Origin of the sequence: Streptomyces sp. NPDC086519 (genome assembly GCF_040686075.1) — a bacterium.
In the GTDB taxonomy this organism is placed as follows: Bacteria; Actinomycetota; Actinomycetes; order Streptomycetales; family Streptomycetaceae; genus Streptomyces; species Streptomyces shenzhenensis.
Map to the genome: position 1 here is coordinate 12,741 of NZ_JBFBJL010000063.1, position 17,567 is coordinate 30,307.

Genomic DNA, 17,567 nt, shown 5'->3' on the forward strand with positions numbered 1-17,567 from the left:
GGTGCAGTACCGCCGGCGTCAGGCGCGGTGCACGAGGTCCAGCGCGATGTCCACGATCATGTCCTCCTGCCCGCCGACCAGCCCGCGCCGGCCGACCTCCTCCAGGATGGTGCGCGCGTCGAGGCCGTACCGCTCGGCGGCGGCCTCGGCGTGGCGCAGGAAGCTGGAGTAGGCGCCGGCGTAGCCGAGCGTGAGGGTCTCGCGGTCGACGCGGACCGGGCGGTCCTGCAGCGGCCGTACGAGGTCCTCGGCGGCGTCCTGGAGGGTGTGCAGGTCGCAGCCGTGCTTCCAGCCGTACAGGTTGGCGACGGCGACGAACGGCTCGATGGGGCAGTTGCCCGCGCCCGCGCCCTGTCCGGCCAGGGACGCGTCGACCCGGGTGACTCCCTCCTCCACCGCCACCACGGAGTTGGCTACCGAGAGGGAGAGGTTCTCGTGGGCGTGGATGCCGATCTGGGTCTGCGGGTCGAGCACGTCCCGGTAGGCGCGGATCCGGTCGCGGACGCCGTCCATGGTGAGCCGGCCGCCGGAGTCGGTGACGTAGACGCAGTGCGCGCCGTAGGACTCCATCAGTCTGGCCTGTTCGGCGAGCGCGCGCGGGGGTGCCATGTGGGCCATCATCAGGAAGCCGGCGACGTCCATGCCCAACTCGCGTGCGGTGGCGATGTGCTGGGCCGCCACGTCCGCCTCCGTGCAGTGCGTGGCGATGCGCACCGAGCGGACCCCGAGGGCGTAGGCGCGCCTGAGCTCGGCGATGGTGCCGATGCCCGGCAGCAGCAGGGAGGTCAGGACGGCGTTCTCGATGGCGTCGGCCGCCGCTTCGATCCACTCCCAGTCGGTGTTGCTGCCGGGACCGTAGTTGAGGCTGCCGCCGGCCAGGCCGTCGCCGTGCGCCACCTCGATCGCGTCCACACCGGCCCGGTCGAGGGCCGCGGAGATCCTGGACACGAACCCGGGGGTGATGCGGTGCCGGATGGCGTGCATGCCGTCCCGGAGGGTGACGTCCTGCACGTAGAGCCTGCGGGTCACTTGGTCACCTCGGAAGTCGTCCGGTGGGCGATGCGCTCGGCGACGCGCAGCGCGGCCGAGGTCATGATGTCGAGGTTGCCCGCGTAGGCGGGCAGGTAGTGGGCGGCGCCCTCCACCTCCAGGAAGACGGACACCCTGGTGGTCGGCCGCTCGGCGACGCCCTCGGGCAGAAGGGTGTGGACCGGGTCGCCGGCCTCGACCGGGGTGAACTGGACCTCCTGCTTGAGGCGGTAGCCGGGTACGTACTCGGCGACCGCGGCGACCATCTCCTCGACCGAGGCGCGGACCGCCTCGTGGTCGGCGTCGCCGGTCAGGCAGTACACCGTGTCCCGCATGATCAGCGGCGGTTCGGCCGGGTTCAGCACGATGATCGCCTTGCCGCGGGCCGCGCCGCCCACCTTCTCGATGGCGCCGGCGGTGGTCTCGGTGAACTCGTCGATGTTGGCCCGGGTGCCGGGTCCGGCCGACCTGGAGGCGATCGAGGCGACGATCTCGGCGTAGGGCACGGGGGTGACACGGCTGACCGCGTGGACGATCGGGATGGTCGCCTGGCCGCCGCAGGTGACCAGGTTGAGGTTGCCGGCACCGCCCGCGAGGTGCTCGTCCAGGTTGACCGGCGGCACCACGTACGGGCCGATCGCCGCCGGGGTGAGGTCCACCAGGTGCTTGCCGTAGGGGGCGAGCTTCCTGGCGTTCTCGACGTGGGCCTTGGCCGACGTGGCGTCGAAGACGATGCCGATGTCCTCGAAGCCCGCCATGCGGATCAGGCCGTCCACGCCCTCGTACGTGACGGGCACCTTCAGCCGGGCGGCGCGCGCCAGACCGTCCGACTCCGGGTCGATGCCCACCAGTGCGGCCATCTCCAGGGTGTCGGACAGGCGCAGCACCTTGATCATCAGGTCGGTGCCGATGTTGCCGGAGCCGATAACGGCCACCTTGGTCTTCGTCATCCTTCTTGGTCCTTGGGTGAGAAGGTCGCGGTCACCGAGCCGAGGCCGCCGGTCATCTCGGCCCGTACGGTGCTGCCTGGCGGAGTGGGGACGAGCGGGCCGAGAGCGCCGGACAGCACCACCTGCCCGGCGCGCAGCGGGTCACCGAAGTCCCGGGCGGTGCGGGCCAGCCACAGCAGTGCGGCGAGCGGATCGCCCAGGCAGGCGGCGCCGTCGCCCTCGGAGGCGAGCCGGCCGTCGGCGTACAGCCGCATGCCGACCTCCCGGGGCTCGAACTCGCTCGGCGCGACCGGCTGCCGGCCGAGGACGAACAGGCCGCTGGAGGCGTTGTCGGCGACCGTGTCCGTGATCGCGATGTCCCAGTCGGCGACCCGGCTGTCCACGATCTCCAGCGCGGCCACCGCGTGCCCGACCGCCGCCCGGACCCGCGCCAGGTCGAGGTCGTCGGCGTCCAGATCGGCGGCGAGCACGAACGCGATCTCCGCCTCGGCCCTGGGCTGGAGCAACCGGCCGCTGGGGACGGCCGGCAGGTCGCTGACGTCCATGTCGTCGAGCAGGACGCCGAAGTCGGGCCGGTCCACGCCCACTTGATGCTGCACGGAGGCCGACGTCAGCCCGATCTTGCGGCCGACGACCCGTGCTCCCGCGGCGATCCGGTCGCCCACGACGCGGCGCTGGACGGCGTAGGCGAGGCTGATGTCGGTCGGGCCGAGGAGATCCCGTACGGGCGGACAGGGCCAGTGCTCCCGGGCCGCCCGGGCCAGTCGGGCCGCCGCCTCGGCCACGGCGCTCTCCCGGTTCGCGACCGCCGCCGGTTCCCACACGTCTGTCATCGCCGTCCTCACCTCGTGCCGGCCTTCACCCTGGGCCGATGTGCCGGCGGGCGGCCGGGGACGTTCCGCTCACCGGGACTTCGGGCGGCGCCGGGCGGGTCTCGCTGAGCGAGATGACCGGAGGGTGATCCCGCGCTGTCTCATTACCGTCGTCCGGCGGACCGCTCCGCCGGACGACGGTGCCCCGGCGCCCGGCCCGGCCCACCCACCAACCCGCCGATCCCACCCCCCACACCACAACAACGTCGGCACTCATGAGGAGTTCGGATGAGCATCAACGAGGATGCCTACGACGTGATCGTCGTAGGGTCTGGCGGAGGTCTGGTCGGGGCGTACGTGGCGGCCTCCCGCGGCCTGCGCACGCTCGTCGTGGAGAAGACCGACCGGGTCGGCGGCACCCTGGCCTACTCGGGCGCGGGACTCTGGTTCCCGGGGTCCGCGCCGCTGGGCCGGGCCGGTCTCGGGGACGACGTCGAGGACGCGCGGAGGTATCTGCGCACCGTCGTCGCCGACCCGTCCCGGGAGGCGCTGCAGGACGCCTATCTGGCGGCCGGAGTGGCGCTGATCGACGAGTTGGAGAGGAACCCGTGGTTCCAGTCCTTCGTCCACGGCCCGGTGCCGGACTACTTCGCCTCCGCCTCCGGCGCCTCGCCCACCGGGCACACCGTCTTCCCGCCGCCGGTGGAGGCGGCCCAGCTCGGAGAGCGCCGGGCGCTCATGCGCGAGTCACTGCCCACCGAGCGGTTCGGCTTCGACGAGGGCCCCGTCCTCAGCGGCGGCCGGGCGCTGATCGGCCGGGCGCTGTCGGCGTTCCTGGAGACGGGCAACGGCGAGGTGCGGCTGGACACGGCGCTGGAGAGCCTGGTCGTCGAGGACGGCAGGGTCACCGGGGTCGAGGTCGTCAGCGACGGTGAGCGGGTGCGGATCCGGGCCGGGCGGGGTGTGCTCCTGGCGGCCGGCGGCTTCGAGCGCGACCCGGGGCTGCGTGAGCGGTACCAGGCACCGCTCACCGGGCAGTGGTCCAACGGCGCCCCGGCCAACACCGGCGACGCGCTCCGGGCGGGCATCGCGGCGGGCGCGGACACCGACCTGCTGGACGAGGCCTGGTTCGTGCCGGGGCTCGTCCACCCGGACGGGCTGCCGGTCTTCCACACCGGCACCAGGGGCGGGTTCTGGGTCAACGGCGCGGGCGAGCGCTTCGTCAACGAGACGTCTCCCTACGACCAGGCGGGGCACCGGATCGTCCGGCTCCACCAGTCCACCGGGGTACGGCACATCCCCTGCCACTGGGTGTTCGACCAGCGCCAGCTGGACCGGGACGGCATCGGCTTCCCGCCCGCGGCGCCGCCCGTCGAGGAGTGGCTCGCGTCCGGGGCGCTGAAGAAGGCCGGCACCCTGGAAGAGCTGGCACGGTTGATCGACGTCCCCTTCGACGCCCTGGACCGCACCGTCAAGGAGTTCAACGGGTACGCGCACACCGGCGTCGACGAGAAGTTCCACCGGGGGGAGACGCCCTGGGACCGGATGTTCCATCACATCGTGCCCTTCCCGGCCGATCCCCGGCAGAACTTCCCCGCCCGGCCCGCGCCGGAGTGGCCGAACCCGCTGCTGCCGCCCCTCGACACACCACCGTTCTACGCGGCGACCATCGTCCCGTCCGACATCGGCACCAAGGGCGGCCTGCGGATCGACGCGCGGGCGCGGGTGCTGCGGCCGGACGGCCGGCCGGTCGACGGCCTGTACGCGACGGGGAACACCGCGGCCGCGATGTCGGGCCGCGTGTACCCGGGTGCGGGCACTCCGATCGGGTCGAGTCTGGCCTTCGGGTACCTGGCGGTCCTGGACATGGCCGGAGCGCCGGACTGACGTGGCGAAGGGGCCCGGGACTCGGTGTGTCCCGGGCCCCTTCGTGTGTTCACGCCACGGCGGTCAGCCGCGCCGCGCGCCGTGGGTCCGCGCCCCGGCGGCTCAGCCGGCCTCCGGGCGGGTCAGGAAGGCCAGCACCGCGCTTTCCCAGGCCTGCTTCTGCTCGATCATCGCCCAGTGCCCGCAGTCCGGCAGCACGTGCAGTTCGGCCTTGGGGATGGTGCGCATCGGCAGCAGCGCGCTCTCCAGCGGTGTGACCCGGTCGTCGCGGCCCCAGGTCAGCAGCGTGGGAGCGGCGACCTTGTGCAGCAGGGCCCAGATCGGCTGGTCGGACTGGGACTGGGCGGCCTGCAGCGCGGCCATCGCCTGGCGGCCGTAGATCCGCCGGGACGCCTCCAGCGTCGCGGGGTCGGTGGCGCTGGTCCAGCGCTCCTCGATCAGCTCGTCGGTGAGCAGGGCGGGGTCGTGGACCATCGACCGCAGCCATTGGACGAGGTTGTCGCGGGTGGGGTTCTCGGCGAACTCGACCAGCAGGTTGAGTCCTTCGCTGGGTCCCGGGGACAGGATGTTGCGGCCGACGCCGCCGATGGTGACGATCCGGCGGAACAGGTCCTTGTGGGCGACCGCGAGCCCCACCGCGACGAACCCGCCCATGGAGTTGCCGATGACGTCGACGCGGTCGAGACCGAGGCCGTCGAGGAAGCGCAGGACGGCCTTCGGGGCGGCCGCCATCGGGTTCTCGGCGGTGGCGTCGCTCACCCCGAACCCGGGGAACTCCAGCGCCAGGCAGCGGAAGTGCTCCGCGAGCACGGGAAGGTTGCCCCGGTAGTTGCGCCAGCCGGTCACGCCTGGCCCCGAGCCGTGCAGCAGGAGCAGGGGCGGCCCGTCGCCGGCCTCGTGGTAGCGCAGGATGCCGTCGTCCGTGGGCAGTTCGCGCAGGGTGTCGTGGTGGCTGAGTGTCATGACCCTCACCGTCGCACCCGGAGGAAGCCCTCCGTCGCAGGTCTCCCGATCAGTGGGACGGTCCCGGCGGCGCGGGTGCCGGTCCTTCTACCGTCGCGGACGTACCGATACCGGGGACCCGACGGGCCGCCCCGGACCTGACCGATGTGAGGGGAGGGCCTGATGGGTGTGCGCTCACTCGGGTACCTGCGTCTGGAGTCCAACGACCTCGGCAAGTGGAGGGCCTTCGGCGCCGACTTCCTCGGCCTGATGCCCGTGGAGGACGGCGACGGGGAGTCCCTGTCCTTCCGGATGGACGACCATCCGGCCCGGATCGTGGTCTCGCCGGGCGCCCAGCCCGGGATGACGGCCCTGGGCTTCGAGGTCCTCGACGAGCGGGAGCTGGCGCGGCTGGCCGCGGACGTCGAGAAGGCCGGGATCAAGGTGACGGCCGGCACCGAGGCGGAGGCGGCGGAGCGGAAGGTCACGGGCTTCGTCAGGTTCAGCGACCCGGGCGGCAACCCGGTCGAGCTGTTCTACGGCAGGGTCCTCGACCACGTGCCGGTGCACACCCCGCTGGTGTCGAAGTTCGTCACCGGTGACATGGGCTTCGGACACGCGATCGTCTCCGCCGAGGACGCCCGGACCACCTTCGACTTCTACGTCGGCGTCCTCGGCTTCATCGAGCGGAACACGATGCGCTCGCCGGGCGGCACGACCTGGTTCATGGGCTGCAACCCGCGCCACCACACGCTCGGCGTGACACCGATGCCGGGCCCGGGGCGGCTGCTGCACTTCATGGTGGAGGCCGCGACCCTGGACGACGTGGGGCGCGCCCTGGACCGGGCCGCCAGGTACGAGGTGCCGATGATGCACTCGCTCGGCAGGCACACCAACGACCACATGGTGTCGTTCTACGTCTGGTCGCCGGAGAACTACGCCGTCGAGTTCGGCTGGAACGGCCTGAAGGTCCCGGAGCCGGTCCCCGTGTACGAGATCACGGACGGCGCGTTCTGGGGGCACCACTTCACTCCGCCGCCGCAGCCGGCCGGCTGAGCGGACGGACACGACCGAGCCCCACGGTCCCCGGACCGTGGGGCTCGGTCGTGTCAGTGCAGGGTGATCGCCCGTTCCGGGCAGGCCGCGGCGCCGTCCCGGGCGGCCTGTTCGAGGTCCTGGGGAACCTCTCCCTCCACCGGCAGCGCGTAGCCGTCGTCGTCGAGGCGGAAGAGCCCCGGTGCCGCGGCCGCGCACCGGGCGTGCCCCGAGCAGACCGCCCGGTCGATGGTGATCTTCATGCGACGCACTCCGTTCTACGGCTTGTTGGTCGATCCGGCGTCGACGGTGAACTGCAGGCCGGTGACGTACCGCGCCTCGTCGGAGGCGAGGAAGAGGACGGCGTTGGACACGTCCCGCGGCTCGACGTACGGCGCCAGGGGGTTCATCGCGGCGAGCGCGAACAGCGGTTCCCTGGCGGCGAGTTCCTCCACGGGGACGCCGACCGTGATGCCCGTGTCGCTGACGCCGGTGGGGTGCACGGTGTTCACCCGGATGCGGTGCGGGGCGAGTTCGTTGGAGAGCGCCTTCATCAGACCGACCACGCCGTGCTTGGCGGCCACGTAGTGGGCGTACGGCACATGGCCGCGGATGCCGGCGGCGGAGCTGGTGATGACGATGGAGCCGCCCTGTCCGGCCTCGATCATCCAGGGGACCGCGGCCCGTACGGTGTTCCAGGCGCCCTTGAGGTTGACGTCGACGGTGACGTCCCAGGCCTCCTCGGACAGCTCCCAGGCGGCCCCGATGCTCATCACGCCGGCGTTGGCGACGACCGTGTCGAGCCGCCCGAACTCCTCGCGTGCCGCGTCGACGGCGGCGCGCATCTCCGCGACGGAGCGGACGTCGGCCTGTACGGCGACACACCGGCGGCCGGCCCGTCCGACCAGCTCGGCGGTTTCCTCCAGCTCTTCCTTGGTCGCCAGCGGGTACGGCAGCTCGGCGCTGATGTCGTGGCAGACGTCGGTGACGACGACGTCCGCGCCCTCCTCGGCCAGCCGTACGGCGTGGGAGCGGCCCTGTCCGCGCGCTCCGCCGGTGATGAGCGCGACCTTGCCCGCCATGCGCCCCATGGGCATCAGCTCTCCTTCACGTGGTCGATCAGGTCGTCGGCGGCCTCGCGCAGGGCGCGCAGCCGGGTCCCGAGGAGTTCCCGCTCGGCCGCCTCGGACGCGGACTCGCCGAGCTGGGCCAGGCGGGCCTCGGTCTCGGCGATCTCCGCGACGAGCCGGCCGTGGGCCTCCTCGCGGGTGAGCAGGTCCAGGTCGGTCCAGTCCGACCGCTCGGACTCGGGGCGCCGGCTCATGCGGGGAGGTTGTAGAGGCGGCGGGTGTTGAGCTCGACGATCTTGTGCACCTCGTCGTCGGGCACGTCGGCGAGGACCTCGGCCGCGTAGGCGCGGGACTTGGGCCAGTAGGAGTCGGAGTGCGGGTAGTCGCACTCCCAGGTGATCTCGTCGACGCCGACGTGGTGCCGGATCTCGACGCCGAAGCGGTCGTCGATGAAGCAGCCGTGGAAGTGCCGGTGGAAGAGCTCCGAGGGCCGCACGCTCTGGTTGACGTTCTGGTAGAAGCGGTGCCGCTCCCAGGTGCCGTCGCTGCGTTCCAGGAGGTACGGGATCCAGCCGATGCCGCCCTCGGAGAGGCCGATCTTCAGCTTGGGGTGCCTGTGCAGTACCGGGGAGAACAGCAGGTCGGCGGTGGCGAACATGGCGTTGCAGCCGAACAGGGCGATCGTCACCGCGAACGGGGCCTCCTCGGCCGTCTTCGGCGGCTTGCCCGAGGTGCCGAAGTGCAGGCACAGCGGCATGCCGGTCTCCTCGGCCGCGGAGAACAGGGGGTCCCAGTGGTCGGTGTGGAAGGACGGCAGGCCGCGGGGTGCGGGGTTCTCGGGGAAGGAGATCGCCTTCGCGCCCTTGGCCGCGGTCCGGTGGATCTCGGCGACACAGGCCTCGACGTCCCACATCGGCATGATGACCAGCGGGATGAGGCGGCCGGGTGCGGTGGCGCACCACTCGTCGAGGACGAAGTCGTTCCACGCCCGCACGCACAGCAGGGCCAGTTCGCGGTCCCTGCCGTCGAGGAAGACATGGCCGGAGAACCCGGGGAAGGACGGGAAGCACAGGGCGCCCCAGACGCCGTCCAGGTCCATGTCGCGGATGCGGGCCCCGGGGTCGTAGCAGCCCGGGATCATCTCGTCGTAGCGCGTGGGTTCGAGGCCGAACTCCTCGGGCTTCTTGCCCGCCACGGCGTTGAGGCCGATGTAGGGGTAGATCCGGTCCTCGTAGACCCACACCTCGGCGGGGGCCTGTCCCTCGCCGCGCGGCTGTTCCACGATGCGCGGTCCGGCCTCCCGGTACTTCGCCGGCAGCCGGTCGGACCACAGTCGCGGTGGCTCGATCAGATGGTCGTCGGTCGACAGCAACTTCATCCATGGCTGCAACGGCATCGTGTGCTCCCTCGGTCTCGGGGACTCTCTAGCACCCGGCACATTGTGTGCACTGAACATGTCCCACTGGGCGGGAGCTGCCAGCCAACCACCCGCTTGATCGGGAGATCATCAGGCAACGTCGAGTTCCCGCCGACGGCATTCAGGCTACTCTTTTGTTCTACGGAAGGAGACCTCATGGGTCGAGTGCAGGACAAGGCCGTCCTCATCACCGGGGCCGCGCGCGGCCAGGGCCGGGCCCACGCGATCCGGCTCGCCGCGGAGGGTGCCGACATCATCGCCGTGGACCTGTGCGAGGACATCGCCACCAACGGCTACCCGCTGGCCACCGCGGCGGACCTGGAGGAGACCGTCCGCGAGGTGGAGAAGCTCGGCCGGCGGATCGTCGCCCGCAAGGCCGACGTGCGGGATCCGGCCGCGCTCCGGGACGCGGTCGACGAGGGGGTGGCCGAGCTGGGGCGGCTCGACGCCGTGGTCGCCCAGGCCGGTATCTGCCCGCTCGGCCCCGGGCAGAGCGCGCAGGCCTTCCTGGACGCGGTCACCGTCGACTTCAACGGAGTGGTGCACACCGTCGACGCGGCGCTGCCGCATCTGCCCGACGGGGCCTCGATCGTCGCGACCGGGTCGATCGCCGGACTGATACCGGCCACCGTGGACAACCCGGCCAACGGGCCCGGGGGGCTGGGGTATTCGTTCGCCAAGCGCCAGGTGGCGGCCTTCGTGCACGACCTGGCGACGGTGCTCGCGTCCCGCCGGATCCGGGTCAACGCGCTGCATCCCACGAACGTCAACACCGACATGCTGAACAGCGAGATCATGTACCGGTCGTTCCGGCCCGACCTGGAGAACCCGACCCGCGAGGACGCGCTGCCCTCCTTCCCCGCCACGACCGGGTTCGGCGTCCCCTACGTCGAGCCGGAGAACATCGCCGACATGGTGCTGTTCCTCGTCTCGGACGAGTCCTCGTACGTCACCGGCATGCAGATGCGCGTGGACGCCGGCGGCTACGTCAAGCGGCGCCCGCAGCTGCCGGCCTTCTGACGCTCACCTGGTCATGTCGAGGACCACCTTGCCGGTGGTGCGCCGCCGGGCCACGTCGGTGAGGACGGCCGCCACCTCCGCAAGGGGGTGGACGCGGGAGACGAGCGGGCGCATCCCGTCCCGGACCATCCGGGCGAGCGCCCGGTCGCCCGCGGCCACCGCGTCCGGGGCGTACCGGCGCAGCATGCGGATCTCGAAGCCCCGTACGGTCGTGTCCTTCAGCAGCACCAGGTTGAGCGGGATCCGCGGGATCCTCCCGTCGGCGTAGCCCACGGTGACGAAGCGGCCGCCCCGGCGCAGCGCGCGCAGGGCGGCCTCCGCGTGGTCGCCGCCGACGGGGTCGACCACCAGGTGGGCGCCCTCGCCGCCGGTCAGCTCACGGATCCTCGTCTTGAGGTCCTCGTGCGCGTAGTCGACACCGGCCGCGGCGCCCAGCTCGCGCGCGACGGTGAGCCGTTGAGGGCTCGATGCCGCGGCGACGACGCGCAGGCCGAGCCGGGTCGCGACGTCGACGGTCGCGGAGCCGACCCCGCCCGCGGCCCCGAGCACCGCGGCCCACTCCCCCGCCGTGCCCTGCCCGACGGTGGTGAGGGCGTGGTAGGCGGTCGCGTAGGTCACGTGGAAGGCGGCGGCATGGACCATGTCGAGCCCCTCGGGGACGGGACGCAGGCCGGCCGCCGGCACCACGACCTGTTCGGCGAAGGCACCCGTGAGCACGGCCCCGGCCACCGGCGAGCCCACCGCGGGACCGCTCACGCCCGGTCCCAGCGCGGCGACGACCCCGGCGAACTCGCTGCCCGGGGTGAACGGCAGCGGCGCGGGCACCTGGTAGCGGTCGGCCACGAGCAGCACGTCCGGGAAGTTGACGGCGGCGGCGTGCACCCGGACCAGTACCTCCCCCGGGCCGGGTTCGGGGGCGTCGATCTCGACGACCTCCAGAGCGTCGGGGGGCCCGTAGCGGGTGCAGCGTGCGGCTCTCATCGTGCCCTTCCGGTGGCGGGCATCGCGGGGTCCCGGGGCAGGCCCAGGACCTGTTCGGCGATGGTGTTGCGCTGGATCTCGGCGGTTCCCGCGCCGATGGTGGCGGCCCGGGTGCGCAGGAAGCCCCACACCCAGCGCCCGCGCTGGACGGCGTGCGGGTCCCGGCGGCCGAGGATCCCGTACGGGCCGAGCAGTTCCAGGGCGAACTCGTGCAGTTCCTGCTCGAAGGCCACGATGAACAGCCGTGCGGTGGAGGAGGCGGGACCCGGTTCGCCCTTCGCCATGATGTCGGCGATGGTCCGCATCCCGGTGAGCCGCATGACGCGCACCCGGATCTCGAAGTCCGCGAGCCGGTCGCACACCAGGGGGTCGGCGGTGGCCCCGCGTCGGTGCGCCAGCTCGATCAGTTCGTCCAGGACACGCCGGTACCGGGCGGCCTGGTTCAGCGCGCCCGCGGCCCGCTCGTGGCCGAGGCTGGTGCGGACCAGCGGCCAGCCGCCGTTCTCCGCGCCGACGCGGTTCGCGACGGGGACCCGGACGTCGTCGAGGAAGATCTCGCAGAAGTGCGCGTCCCCGGTCAGGTCCCGCAGGGGCCGGACGGTGACGCCCGGGGCGTGGGCGTCGATCAGCAGGTAGCTGATGCCGTCCTGCCGGGAGCCGGGCGGACCGGTGCGGACCAGGGTGAAGAGGATGTCGGCGATGTCGGCCGAACTGTTCCACACCTTCTGCCCGTTGACGACGTACTCGGCCGCGGGGTCGTCGGGGCCGCCGCCCTCGCGGCGCGCGGTCGTGCGCAGCGCGGGCAGGTCCGAGCCGGCCTCCGGTTCGGAGTAGCCCTGTGCCCAGACCGTGTCGCCGCGCAGCATGGGGCGCAGGAAGCGTTCCTTCTGCTCCGGGGTGCCGTAGGTGACGAGGGTGGGCGCGGCGATGCCGAGTCCGGTGCCGAGGGGGCCGGGGACCCGGGCCCTGGCGTACTCCTCCTGGTAGACGACCTGGCGGGTGAAGGGCAGGTCCATTCCGCCGTAGGCGCGCGGCCAGCTCGGGCCCGCGTATCCGGCGTCGTACAGGGTGGCAAGCCAGCGCTTGTGCCAGGCGAGGCGTTCGGCGCGGTCCTCGGGCCGGCGGCCGGGGTGGTGCTCGGTGAGGAAGGCGCGCAGGCGGGCGCGGAACTGCTCGTCGGTCTCGGCGGCGGTCATCGCGGGGCCATGCGGATCGCGCCGTCGAGGCGGACGGTCTGGCCGTTGAGGTAGGGGTTCTCCAGCATCTCGACGGCGAGGCGCGCGAAGTCGTCGGGTTCGCCGAGGCGCTTGGGATGGGGCACGGAGGCGGCGAGGCCGTCCCGGATGTCCTCGCGGAGCCGGCCGAGCATGGGCGTGTCCATGATGCCGGGGGCGATGGTGTTCACCCGGATCTGCCAGCTCGCCAGGTCCCGGGCGGCGACGAGGGTCATGCCGTGCACGCCCGCCTTGGCGGCGGCGTAGGAGGTCTGGCCGATCTGGCCGTCGAACGCGGCGACGGAGGCGGTCAGGACGACGGCGCCGCGGTCGCCGTCGACGACCTCGTTGCCGGCGAGGCGGGCGGCGGCCAGTCGCAGCACGTTGTAGGTGCCGACGAGGTTGACCCGTATCACCTCGGCGAAGGTGGCGAGGTCGCCGGGGGTGCGGTCGCGGCCGATGACGCGGGTGCGGTCGCCGCCGCGGCCGGCGCAGTGCACGACGCAGCGCAGCGCGCCCAGTTCCCGCGCGGTGTCGAGGGCGGCGGTCACGGAGGCCTCGTCGGTGACGTCGGCGCGGACGAAGCGGGCCGCGTCGCCGAGGTCGGCGGCCGCCTTGACGCCCTGCTCCTCTGACACGTCGGCCAGCACGACCCGGGCGCCGCGGCCCACGGCCCGGCGCGCGGTGGCCAGGCCCAGGCCGGAGGCGCCGCCGGTGACCAGCACTGTCGAACCGTCGATGTTCACTTCGGTCTCCTCACAGGCCCAGGGACTTGCTGATGATGGTCTTCAGGACTTCGCTGGTGCCGACGATGGGGGTCCCCCCGCTCGAGCGAAGCCGAGAGTGGGGGAGCGGGTCACACGCGCGTCGGTGTACAGGCGGGCGATCGGGGATTCGAGGATGTAGCCGTAGCCGCCGTGCAGTTGCAGGCAGCGGTCGACCACCCGGCCCTGTGTCTCGGTGCAGAAGAGCTTGGTCTTGGCGGCGTCGGCCGGGCTCAGTTCGCCGGCGACGAGCGCGGTGACCGCCGCGTCGAGCAGGGCCTGGGCCGCCGCCAGCTCCGTGGCCAGCGCGGCCAGCTCGAACTTCGTGTTCTGGAAGGCGGACAGGGGTCTGCCGAATATCTCGCGGTCGCGGACGTAGGCGACGGTCAGGTCGATCGCGGCGCGGGTCTGGGCGACCGCGCCCACCGCGATGGCCAGCCGTTCCTGGGCGAGGTTGCGGCCGAGGTGCGTGAAGGCGGCGCCCTCCTCACCCAGCAGGTTCGCCGCGGGCACCCGGACACCGCCGAAGGACAGCTCCACGGTGTCCTGGGTGGCCAGGCCGATCTTCTCCAGCCTGCGCCCGACGGTGAACCCGGGCGCGCCCTTCTCCACCACGAGCAGGGACAGTCCGGCGCGCCGGTCGTCCGGGTCGGTGGCGGTGCGGGCGACGACGATCACCAGGTCGGCGTGGTGGCCGCCGGTGATGAAGGTCTTGGCGCCGTCGAGCACCCAGTGGTCGCCGTCCCGGACCGCCTTCGTCGTGATGCCGGCGAGGTCGGATCCGGTGCCCGGTTCGCTCATCGCGATCGCGCTGTACAGCTCGCCGCGGGCCAGTCCGGGAAGCCGGCGGGCCCGCTGTCCGGCGTCGGCGAGGCCGGTGAAGTAGGGGACGACGACGTCGAGATGGGTGCGCAGGCCGCCCAGGGTGACGCCCGCACGGGCGCACTCCTCCTGGATCACGACGTTGAAACGGTAGTCCTCCTGGCCTCCTCCGCCGTACTCCTCAGGGATCGCCGTGCCGAGGATGCCGAGCTTGCCCATCGAGGTGAACAGCTCGCGGGGGACGAGACCGGCGCGCCGCCAGTCCTCGTACACCGGGAGCACCTCGCGGGCGACGAAGTCCCGGACCAGCAGACGGAAGTCCTCCTGGTCCTGTTCGAACAGGGTCCGGCGCATCGGATCTCCTTCGACTCGCGACCCTATTCAGTATACGTAATTAGCGGCCACCGGCACAGCGGAACGCCCCCTGTGACAGAAAACCGCAGGGGGCGCAGACAATCAGTATCAGTAAATCAGTGCCACCACGGGATGAGCGCGTCGAGGTGGCGGCGCATCCGGTGGCGGGCCACCCCGGCGTCGCCCTGCACGATCGCGTCGAGGACGCGCTGGTGGACGTGCTGGACCTCGTCGGCCGCCGTGTCGCCGGGCAGCGGCCGGTCGTGGCCGGAGGCGTGCCGGCGGAACAGCTCGGTGATGATGGCGAGGAACAGCGACAGCACCGGATTGTCGGCCAGCGCCGCCAGTTCCGAGTGGAACAGGTCGGCCTTGCGGGGGTCGTCGGCCGGCCCCTCGGTGGTCCAGCGGACGGCCTTGCCGAGCCGCTGGGCCACCTCCTTGTCGCCTGCGGCGTGCCGGGCGGTCACCCTGGCGACGATGCCGAGTTCGATGGCGTTGCGGACGATCCGCAGGTCGTCGGCGGTGACACCCTGGTATTCGAGGAACAGCGCCATGGTGTCGATACTGGCCTGCGGCTCGGGCTCGGTGACGACCAGTCCCCCGCCGGGGCCGCGGCGCATCCGGGCGACCGAGTGGTACTCCAGCAGCCGTACGGCCTCGCGCAGGACCGCCCGGCTGATCTCGTAGCGGGCCAGCAGGTCCGCCTCCGAACCGAGGACCTGGCCGATCTGCCAGCCGCGGGCGGCGATGTCGTCGTGGATCCGGGCGGCCACCACCTCGGCGAGCTTGGCCCGTGGGCCTTCGGCCAGCTCGGGCTCGACCACGGTCCCGGCGATGCGCGCGCCCCGGCGCACCCGGTGCTTCTCGATCCAGGCGGCCACCGACTCCAGGTGCGCCGTCAGCTCGGTTTGCGCCCGGGCCCCGTCGTCGGCGACGACGGCGTCGACGACCGCGCGGTGCTCGCGGTGCGAGGTCTCCTTCGCCGCGTGCATCTCCGCCCTGGAGATCCGGCGCGAGGTGTGGGCGTAGCGGGCGGTGAGGCGGGTCAGCACGTCGATGAACAGGTGCAGGACGGGGTTGCCCGACAACTGGCCGAGCACCGGGTGGAGGGGGTCCTGCGAATGGACCGACGGGTCGTCCCAGTGGTCGCGTTCCGCCTCCAGGGTGGCGCGGAGGGTCGCGATGCCCTCCTCGGTGATCCGGTCGGCGGCGAGCCCCGCGGCGATGGGTTCGAGGAGCCGGCGGGCCTGGAGCAGGTCGGTGACGCTGGTGCCCACGTATTCGAGGTAGATCACCATGGCCCGGGTCGCCGGTCCCGCGTCGGGGGCGCAGACGATCAGGCCGCCGCCGGGGCCGCGCCGCATGCGGGCGACCTGGTGGTGCTCGACCAGCCGCACCGCCTCGCGCAGCACCGCCCGGCTCACCCCGAGCCGCTCCCGCAGGTCCACCTCGGAGCCCAGCGACTCGCCGACGGGCCACCCCCGGCGGATCACCGTCGCCTCGATGCGCTGCGCGGTCTGCGCGGCCAGCTTGCCGACCGGGATGTCGGTCTCGCCGTCGGCGGGCTCGCGGTCGACGGCAGTCGCCATGGGCCAACTCCTCTGAGGGGACATTGCGGATCCCCAGTCTATTCGCCACCGGTGCGCGAGGTGCGCGCCCCTCGGCGCCAGGACCGAGAATCGGGCTACTTATTCCGGGTGCTGCCTCTGGCACGGGCGACCTTGACCTAGTTAGAGTACCCTCAATTAGAGATCGCTTGCGTGAGGACCGAGGAGCCGGCGGCGATGCGACAGGATCCCACACCCGAACTGGCGGCGTTCCGGAGGAAGGTGCGCGCCTTCGTGGCGGAGCACGCGCCGGGCGTCAAGACGCACGCCGGGGTGCGCGCTCCCGAGCCCGCGCTGCTGCCGGCGATCCGCGCGTGGACGGCGAAGCTGTACGAGGCGGGCTACCTCGGCATCGACTGGCCCGCCGAGTACGGCGGCCGGCCCGACGCCCATCCCCTCGAACCGTCCGTCGTCGCCGAGGAGATCGCCCGCGCCCGCACCTGGGCGCCCGTCGGCGCGGCCGCGCTGGTCTCGGCGGCCCTCGTCGACTTCGGCACCGACACGCAGCGGGCACGCTTCCTGCCCCGCATCCGCGCCTGCGACGACGTCTGGTGCCAGCTGTTCAGCGAGCCCGAGGCCGGCAGCGACCTGGCCTCCCTGCGCACCCGCGCCCGCCGCGAAGGAGAGGGCGCCGACGCGGTGTTCGTCGTCGACGGCCAGAAGGTGTGGACGACCAACGGCCGGCACGCCGACATGGGTTACCTGCTCGCGCGTACCGACCCGCGGGCCCCGAAGCACCGGGGCATCACGGCGTTCGCGCTGGACATGCGCAGCCCGGGGATCGACGTGCGGCCGCTGCGGGAGATCACCGGGAGCGCCGACTTCAACGAGGTCTTCCTGGACGGCGTGCGGATCCCCGCCGCGAACGTGATCGGCCGGGTGAACGACGGCTGGCGGGTGGCGATGAGCAGCCTCGCGCGGGAGCGGTCCGCAGTGGCCGCGCGGGGCGTCGAGTTGTTCGCCGTACTCGACGACCTGCTGCGGCTCGCGCAGGAGGTGCCGGTCGACGGGCGGCCCGCGCTCGACGACACCGCCACCCGGCAGGCCGTCGGGGAACTCGCCGCGCGGGTCCAGGTCAACGCCGCGCTGATCGCTCTCGCGCAGTCGCGCATGCTGCACGGCACGGAACAGCCCGCCGACGCCCCGCTGGGCAAGATCTTCTTCAGCGAACTCAACTACGACCTGGCCGACTTCGGTCTGCGGCTCCAGGGCACGGACGGCCTGCTCACCGAAGGTGACCCGGCGACGGTCGCACAGGGGTGGTGGCAGGACGCCCACCTCTACTCCCGGGCGTACACGATCGCGGGCGGGGCCAACGAGGTGCTGCGCACGCAGGTGGCCGAACGCGGGCTGGGGATGCCCCGGGAACCTCGCTGATCCGGCCGGGGCCCAGGGAAACGGACCGCTCGCCCGACAGCGACCCGGCACAAGCGGGGAGGCGGTTCGCATCCCCGCCGGGCCCGCTCAAGCACTGACGTCCTCCCCGAGCGGCTGGAGACCGCGCTGGCCGTCGGCGCGGACGCCGTCATCGACTCCGCGCAGGAGGACGTCACCGCGCGGCTGACCGAGCTGCACGGCGAGGCCGCCGACGCGCTCGGCCAACTGCGCGCGGGCACCGACATCCACATCGACGCCGCCGGGGCCGCCGGCCACGACCGGCGGC

At 72.6% G+C, this 17,567-nt stretch carries 17 protein-coding genes and 1 pseudogene; 4 read left to right on the forward strand and 14 right to left on the reverse strand.

Going from position 1 to position 17,567, the window contains the following annotated elements; translation table 11 throughout:
* Window positions 1–18: 18 nt before the first annotated feature.
* Genes dmpG through AB0P24_RS38450 form a run of 3 tightly spaced genes read right to left on the reverse strand, consistent with a single transcriptional unit; the run spans window position 19 to window position 2,812 of the window.
* Complete coding sequence (dmpG, locus tag AB0P24_RS38440; protein ID WP_365802376.1) at window positions 19–1,029, reverse strand: 4-hydroxy-2-oxovalerate aldolase; 1,011 nt, start codon at window positions 1,027–1,029, stop codon at window positions 19–21.
* Window positions 1,026–1,979 carry an acetaldehyde dehydrogenase (acetylating) gene (locus tag AB0P24_RS38445; protein ID WP_365802378.1) on the reverse strand — a complete coding sequence of 318 codons (954 nt, stop codon included), beginning with the start codon at window positions 1,977–1,979 and terminating at the stop codon, window positions 1,026–1,028. Before AB0P24_RS38445 ends, dmpG begins: the two co-directional genes overlap by 4 nt.
* A complete protein-coding gene (locus tag AB0P24_RS38450) occupies window positions 1,976–2,812 on the reverse strand; it encodes a fumarylacetoacetate hydrolase family protein (RefSeq protein ID WP_365802380.1) in 837 nt (278 codons plus the stop codon). Before AB0P24_RS38450 ends, AB0P24_RS38445 begins: the two co-directional genes overlap by 4 nt.
* A 267-nt stretch (window positions 2,813–3,079) precedes the next feature.
* On the opposite strand from AB0P24_RS38450, the gene AB0P24_RS38455 reads away from it, so the two are divergent.
* The gene (locus tag AB0P24_RS38455; RefSeq protein WP_365802382.1) at window positions 3,080–4,678 is read left to right on the forward strand and encodes an FAD-binding protein; all 1,599 of its coding nucleotides are present in this window, start codon (window positions 3,080–3,082) and stop codon (window positions 4,676–4,678) included.
* A 102-nt stretch (window positions 4,679–4,780) separates the two neighbouring features.
* Here the strand turns inward: AB0P24_RS38455 and AB0P24_RS38460 are convergent, their stop codons facing one another.
* The gene (locus tag AB0P24_RS38460) at window positions 4,781–5,641 is read right to left on the reverse strand and encodes an alpha/beta fold hydrolase (protein WP_365802384.1); all 861 of its coding nucleotides are present in this window, start codon (window positions 5,639–5,641) and stop codon (window positions 4,781–4,783) included.
* 162 nt (window positions 5,642–5,803) lie between these two features.
* Here AB0P24_RS38460 and AB0P24_RS38465 point away from each other — a divergent pair, with 162 nt between their 5' ends.
* The gene (locus tag AB0P24_RS38465) at window positions 5,804–6,676 is read left to right on the forward strand and encodes a VOC family protein (protein ID WP_365802386.1); all 873 of its coding nucleotides are present in this window, start codon (window positions 5,804–5,806) and stop codon (window positions 6,674–6,676) included.
* 53 nt (window positions 6,677–6,729) lie between these two features.
* Here the strand turns inward: AB0P24_RS38465 and AB0P24_RS38470 are convergent, their stop codons facing one another.
* Genes AB0P24_RS38470 through AB0P24_RS38485 form a run of 4 tightly spaced genes read right to left on the reverse strand, consistent with a single transcriptional unit; the run spans window position 6,730 to window position 9,121 of the window.
* A complete protein-coding gene (locus AB0P24_RS38470) occupies window positions 6,730–6,918 on the reverse strand; it encodes a ferredoxin (protein ID WP_365802388.1) in 189 nt (62 codons plus the stop codon).
* A 15-nt stretch (window positions 6,919–6,933) separates the two neighbouring features.
* Complete coding sequence (locus AB0P24_RS38475; RefSeq protein ID WP_365802450.1) at window positions 6,934–7,746, reverse strand: mycofactocin-coupled SDR family oxidoreductase; 813 nt, start codon at window positions 7,744–7,746, stop codon at window positions 6,934–6,936.
* Window positions 7,747–7,751: 5 nt separating this feature from the next.
* Window positions 7,752–7,979, reverse strand: a complete 228-nt coding sequence (locus AB0P24_RS38480; RefSeq protein WP_365802390.1) for a hypothetical protein — start codon at window positions 7,977–7,979, stop codon at window positions 7,752–7,754.
* Window positions 7,976–9,121, reverse strand: coding sequence for an amidohydrolase family protein (locus AB0P24_RS38485; protein ID WP_365802392.1), 1,146 nt, complete (start codon window positions 9,119–9,121; stop codon window positions 7,976–7,978). The genes AB0P24_RS38480 and AB0P24_RS38485 overlap by 4 nt, the downstream gene beginning before the upstream one ends.
* Window positions 9,122–9,298: 177 nt before the next feature.
* On the opposite strand from AB0P24_RS38485, the gene AB0P24_RS38490 reads away from it, so the two are divergent.
* Window positions 9,299–10,162, forward strand: a complete 864-nt coding sequence (locus tag AB0P24_RS38490) for a mycofactocin-coupled SDR family oxidoreductase (protein WP_365802394.1) — start codon at window positions 9,299–9,301, stop codon at window positions 10,160–10,162.
* A 3-nt stretch (window positions 10,163–10,165) separates the two neighbouring features.
* On the opposite strand, the gene AB0P24_RS38495 is transcribed toward AB0P24_RS38490, so the two are convergent.
* From AB0P24_RS38495 to AB0P24_RS38515, 5 genes and pseudogenes are all read right to left on the reverse strand, one after another.
* Window positions 10,166–11,143, reverse strand: coding sequence for an NADPH:quinone oxidoreductase family protein (locus AB0P24_RS38495; RefSeq protein WP_365802396.1), 978 nt, complete (start codon window positions 11,141–11,143; stop codon window positions 10,166–10,168).
* Complete coding sequence (locus AB0P24_RS38500) at window positions 11,140–12,339, reverse strand: acyl-CoA dehydrogenase family protein (protein WP_365802398.1); 1,200 nt, start codon at window positions 12,337–12,339, stop codon at window positions 11,140–11,142. Before AB0P24_RS38500 ends, AB0P24_RS38495 begins: the two co-directional genes overlap by 4 nt.
* Entirely contained in the window at window positions 12,336–13,103 is a 768-nt protein-coding gene (locus tag AB0P24_RS38505) for an SDR family NAD(P)-dependent oxidoreductase (protein WP_365802400.1), read from the reverse strand. Before AB0P24_RS38505 ends, AB0P24_RS38500 begins: the two co-directional genes overlap by 4 nt.
* A gap of 10 nt (window positions 13,104–13,113) precedes the next feature.
* Window positions 13,114–14,297, reverse strand: a pseudogene (locus AB0P24_RS38510) (acyl-CoA dehydrogenase family protein).
* Between the two features lie 116 nt (window positions 14,298–14,413).
* Complete coding sequence (locus AB0P24_RS38515) at window positions 14,414–15,886, reverse strand: FCD domain-containing protein (RefSeq protein WP_365802402.1); 1,473 nt, start codon at window positions 15,884–15,886, stop codon at window positions 14,414–14,416.
* Between the two features lie 195 nt (window positions 15,887–16,081).
* On the opposite strand from AB0P24_RS38515, the gene AB0P24_RS38520 reads away from it, so the two are divergent.
* The gene (locus AB0P24_RS38520; protein WP_365802404.1) at window positions 16,082–17,281 is read left to right on the forward strand and encodes an acyl-CoA dehydrogenase family protein; all 1,200 of its coding nucleotides are present in this window, start codon (window positions 16,082–16,084) and stop codon (window positions 17,279–17,281) included.
* Between the two features lie 87 nt (window positions 17,282–17,368).
* On the opposite strand, the gene AB0P24_RS38525 is transcribed toward AB0P24_RS38520, so the two are convergent.
* On the reverse strand, window positions 17,369–17,530 hold the full coding sequence (locus tag AB0P24_RS38525; RefSeq protein WP_365802406.1) for a hypothetical protein: 162 nt from the start codon (window positions 17,528–17,530) through the stop codon (window positions 17,369–17,371).
* Window positions 17,531–17,567: the final 37 nt, after the last annotated feature.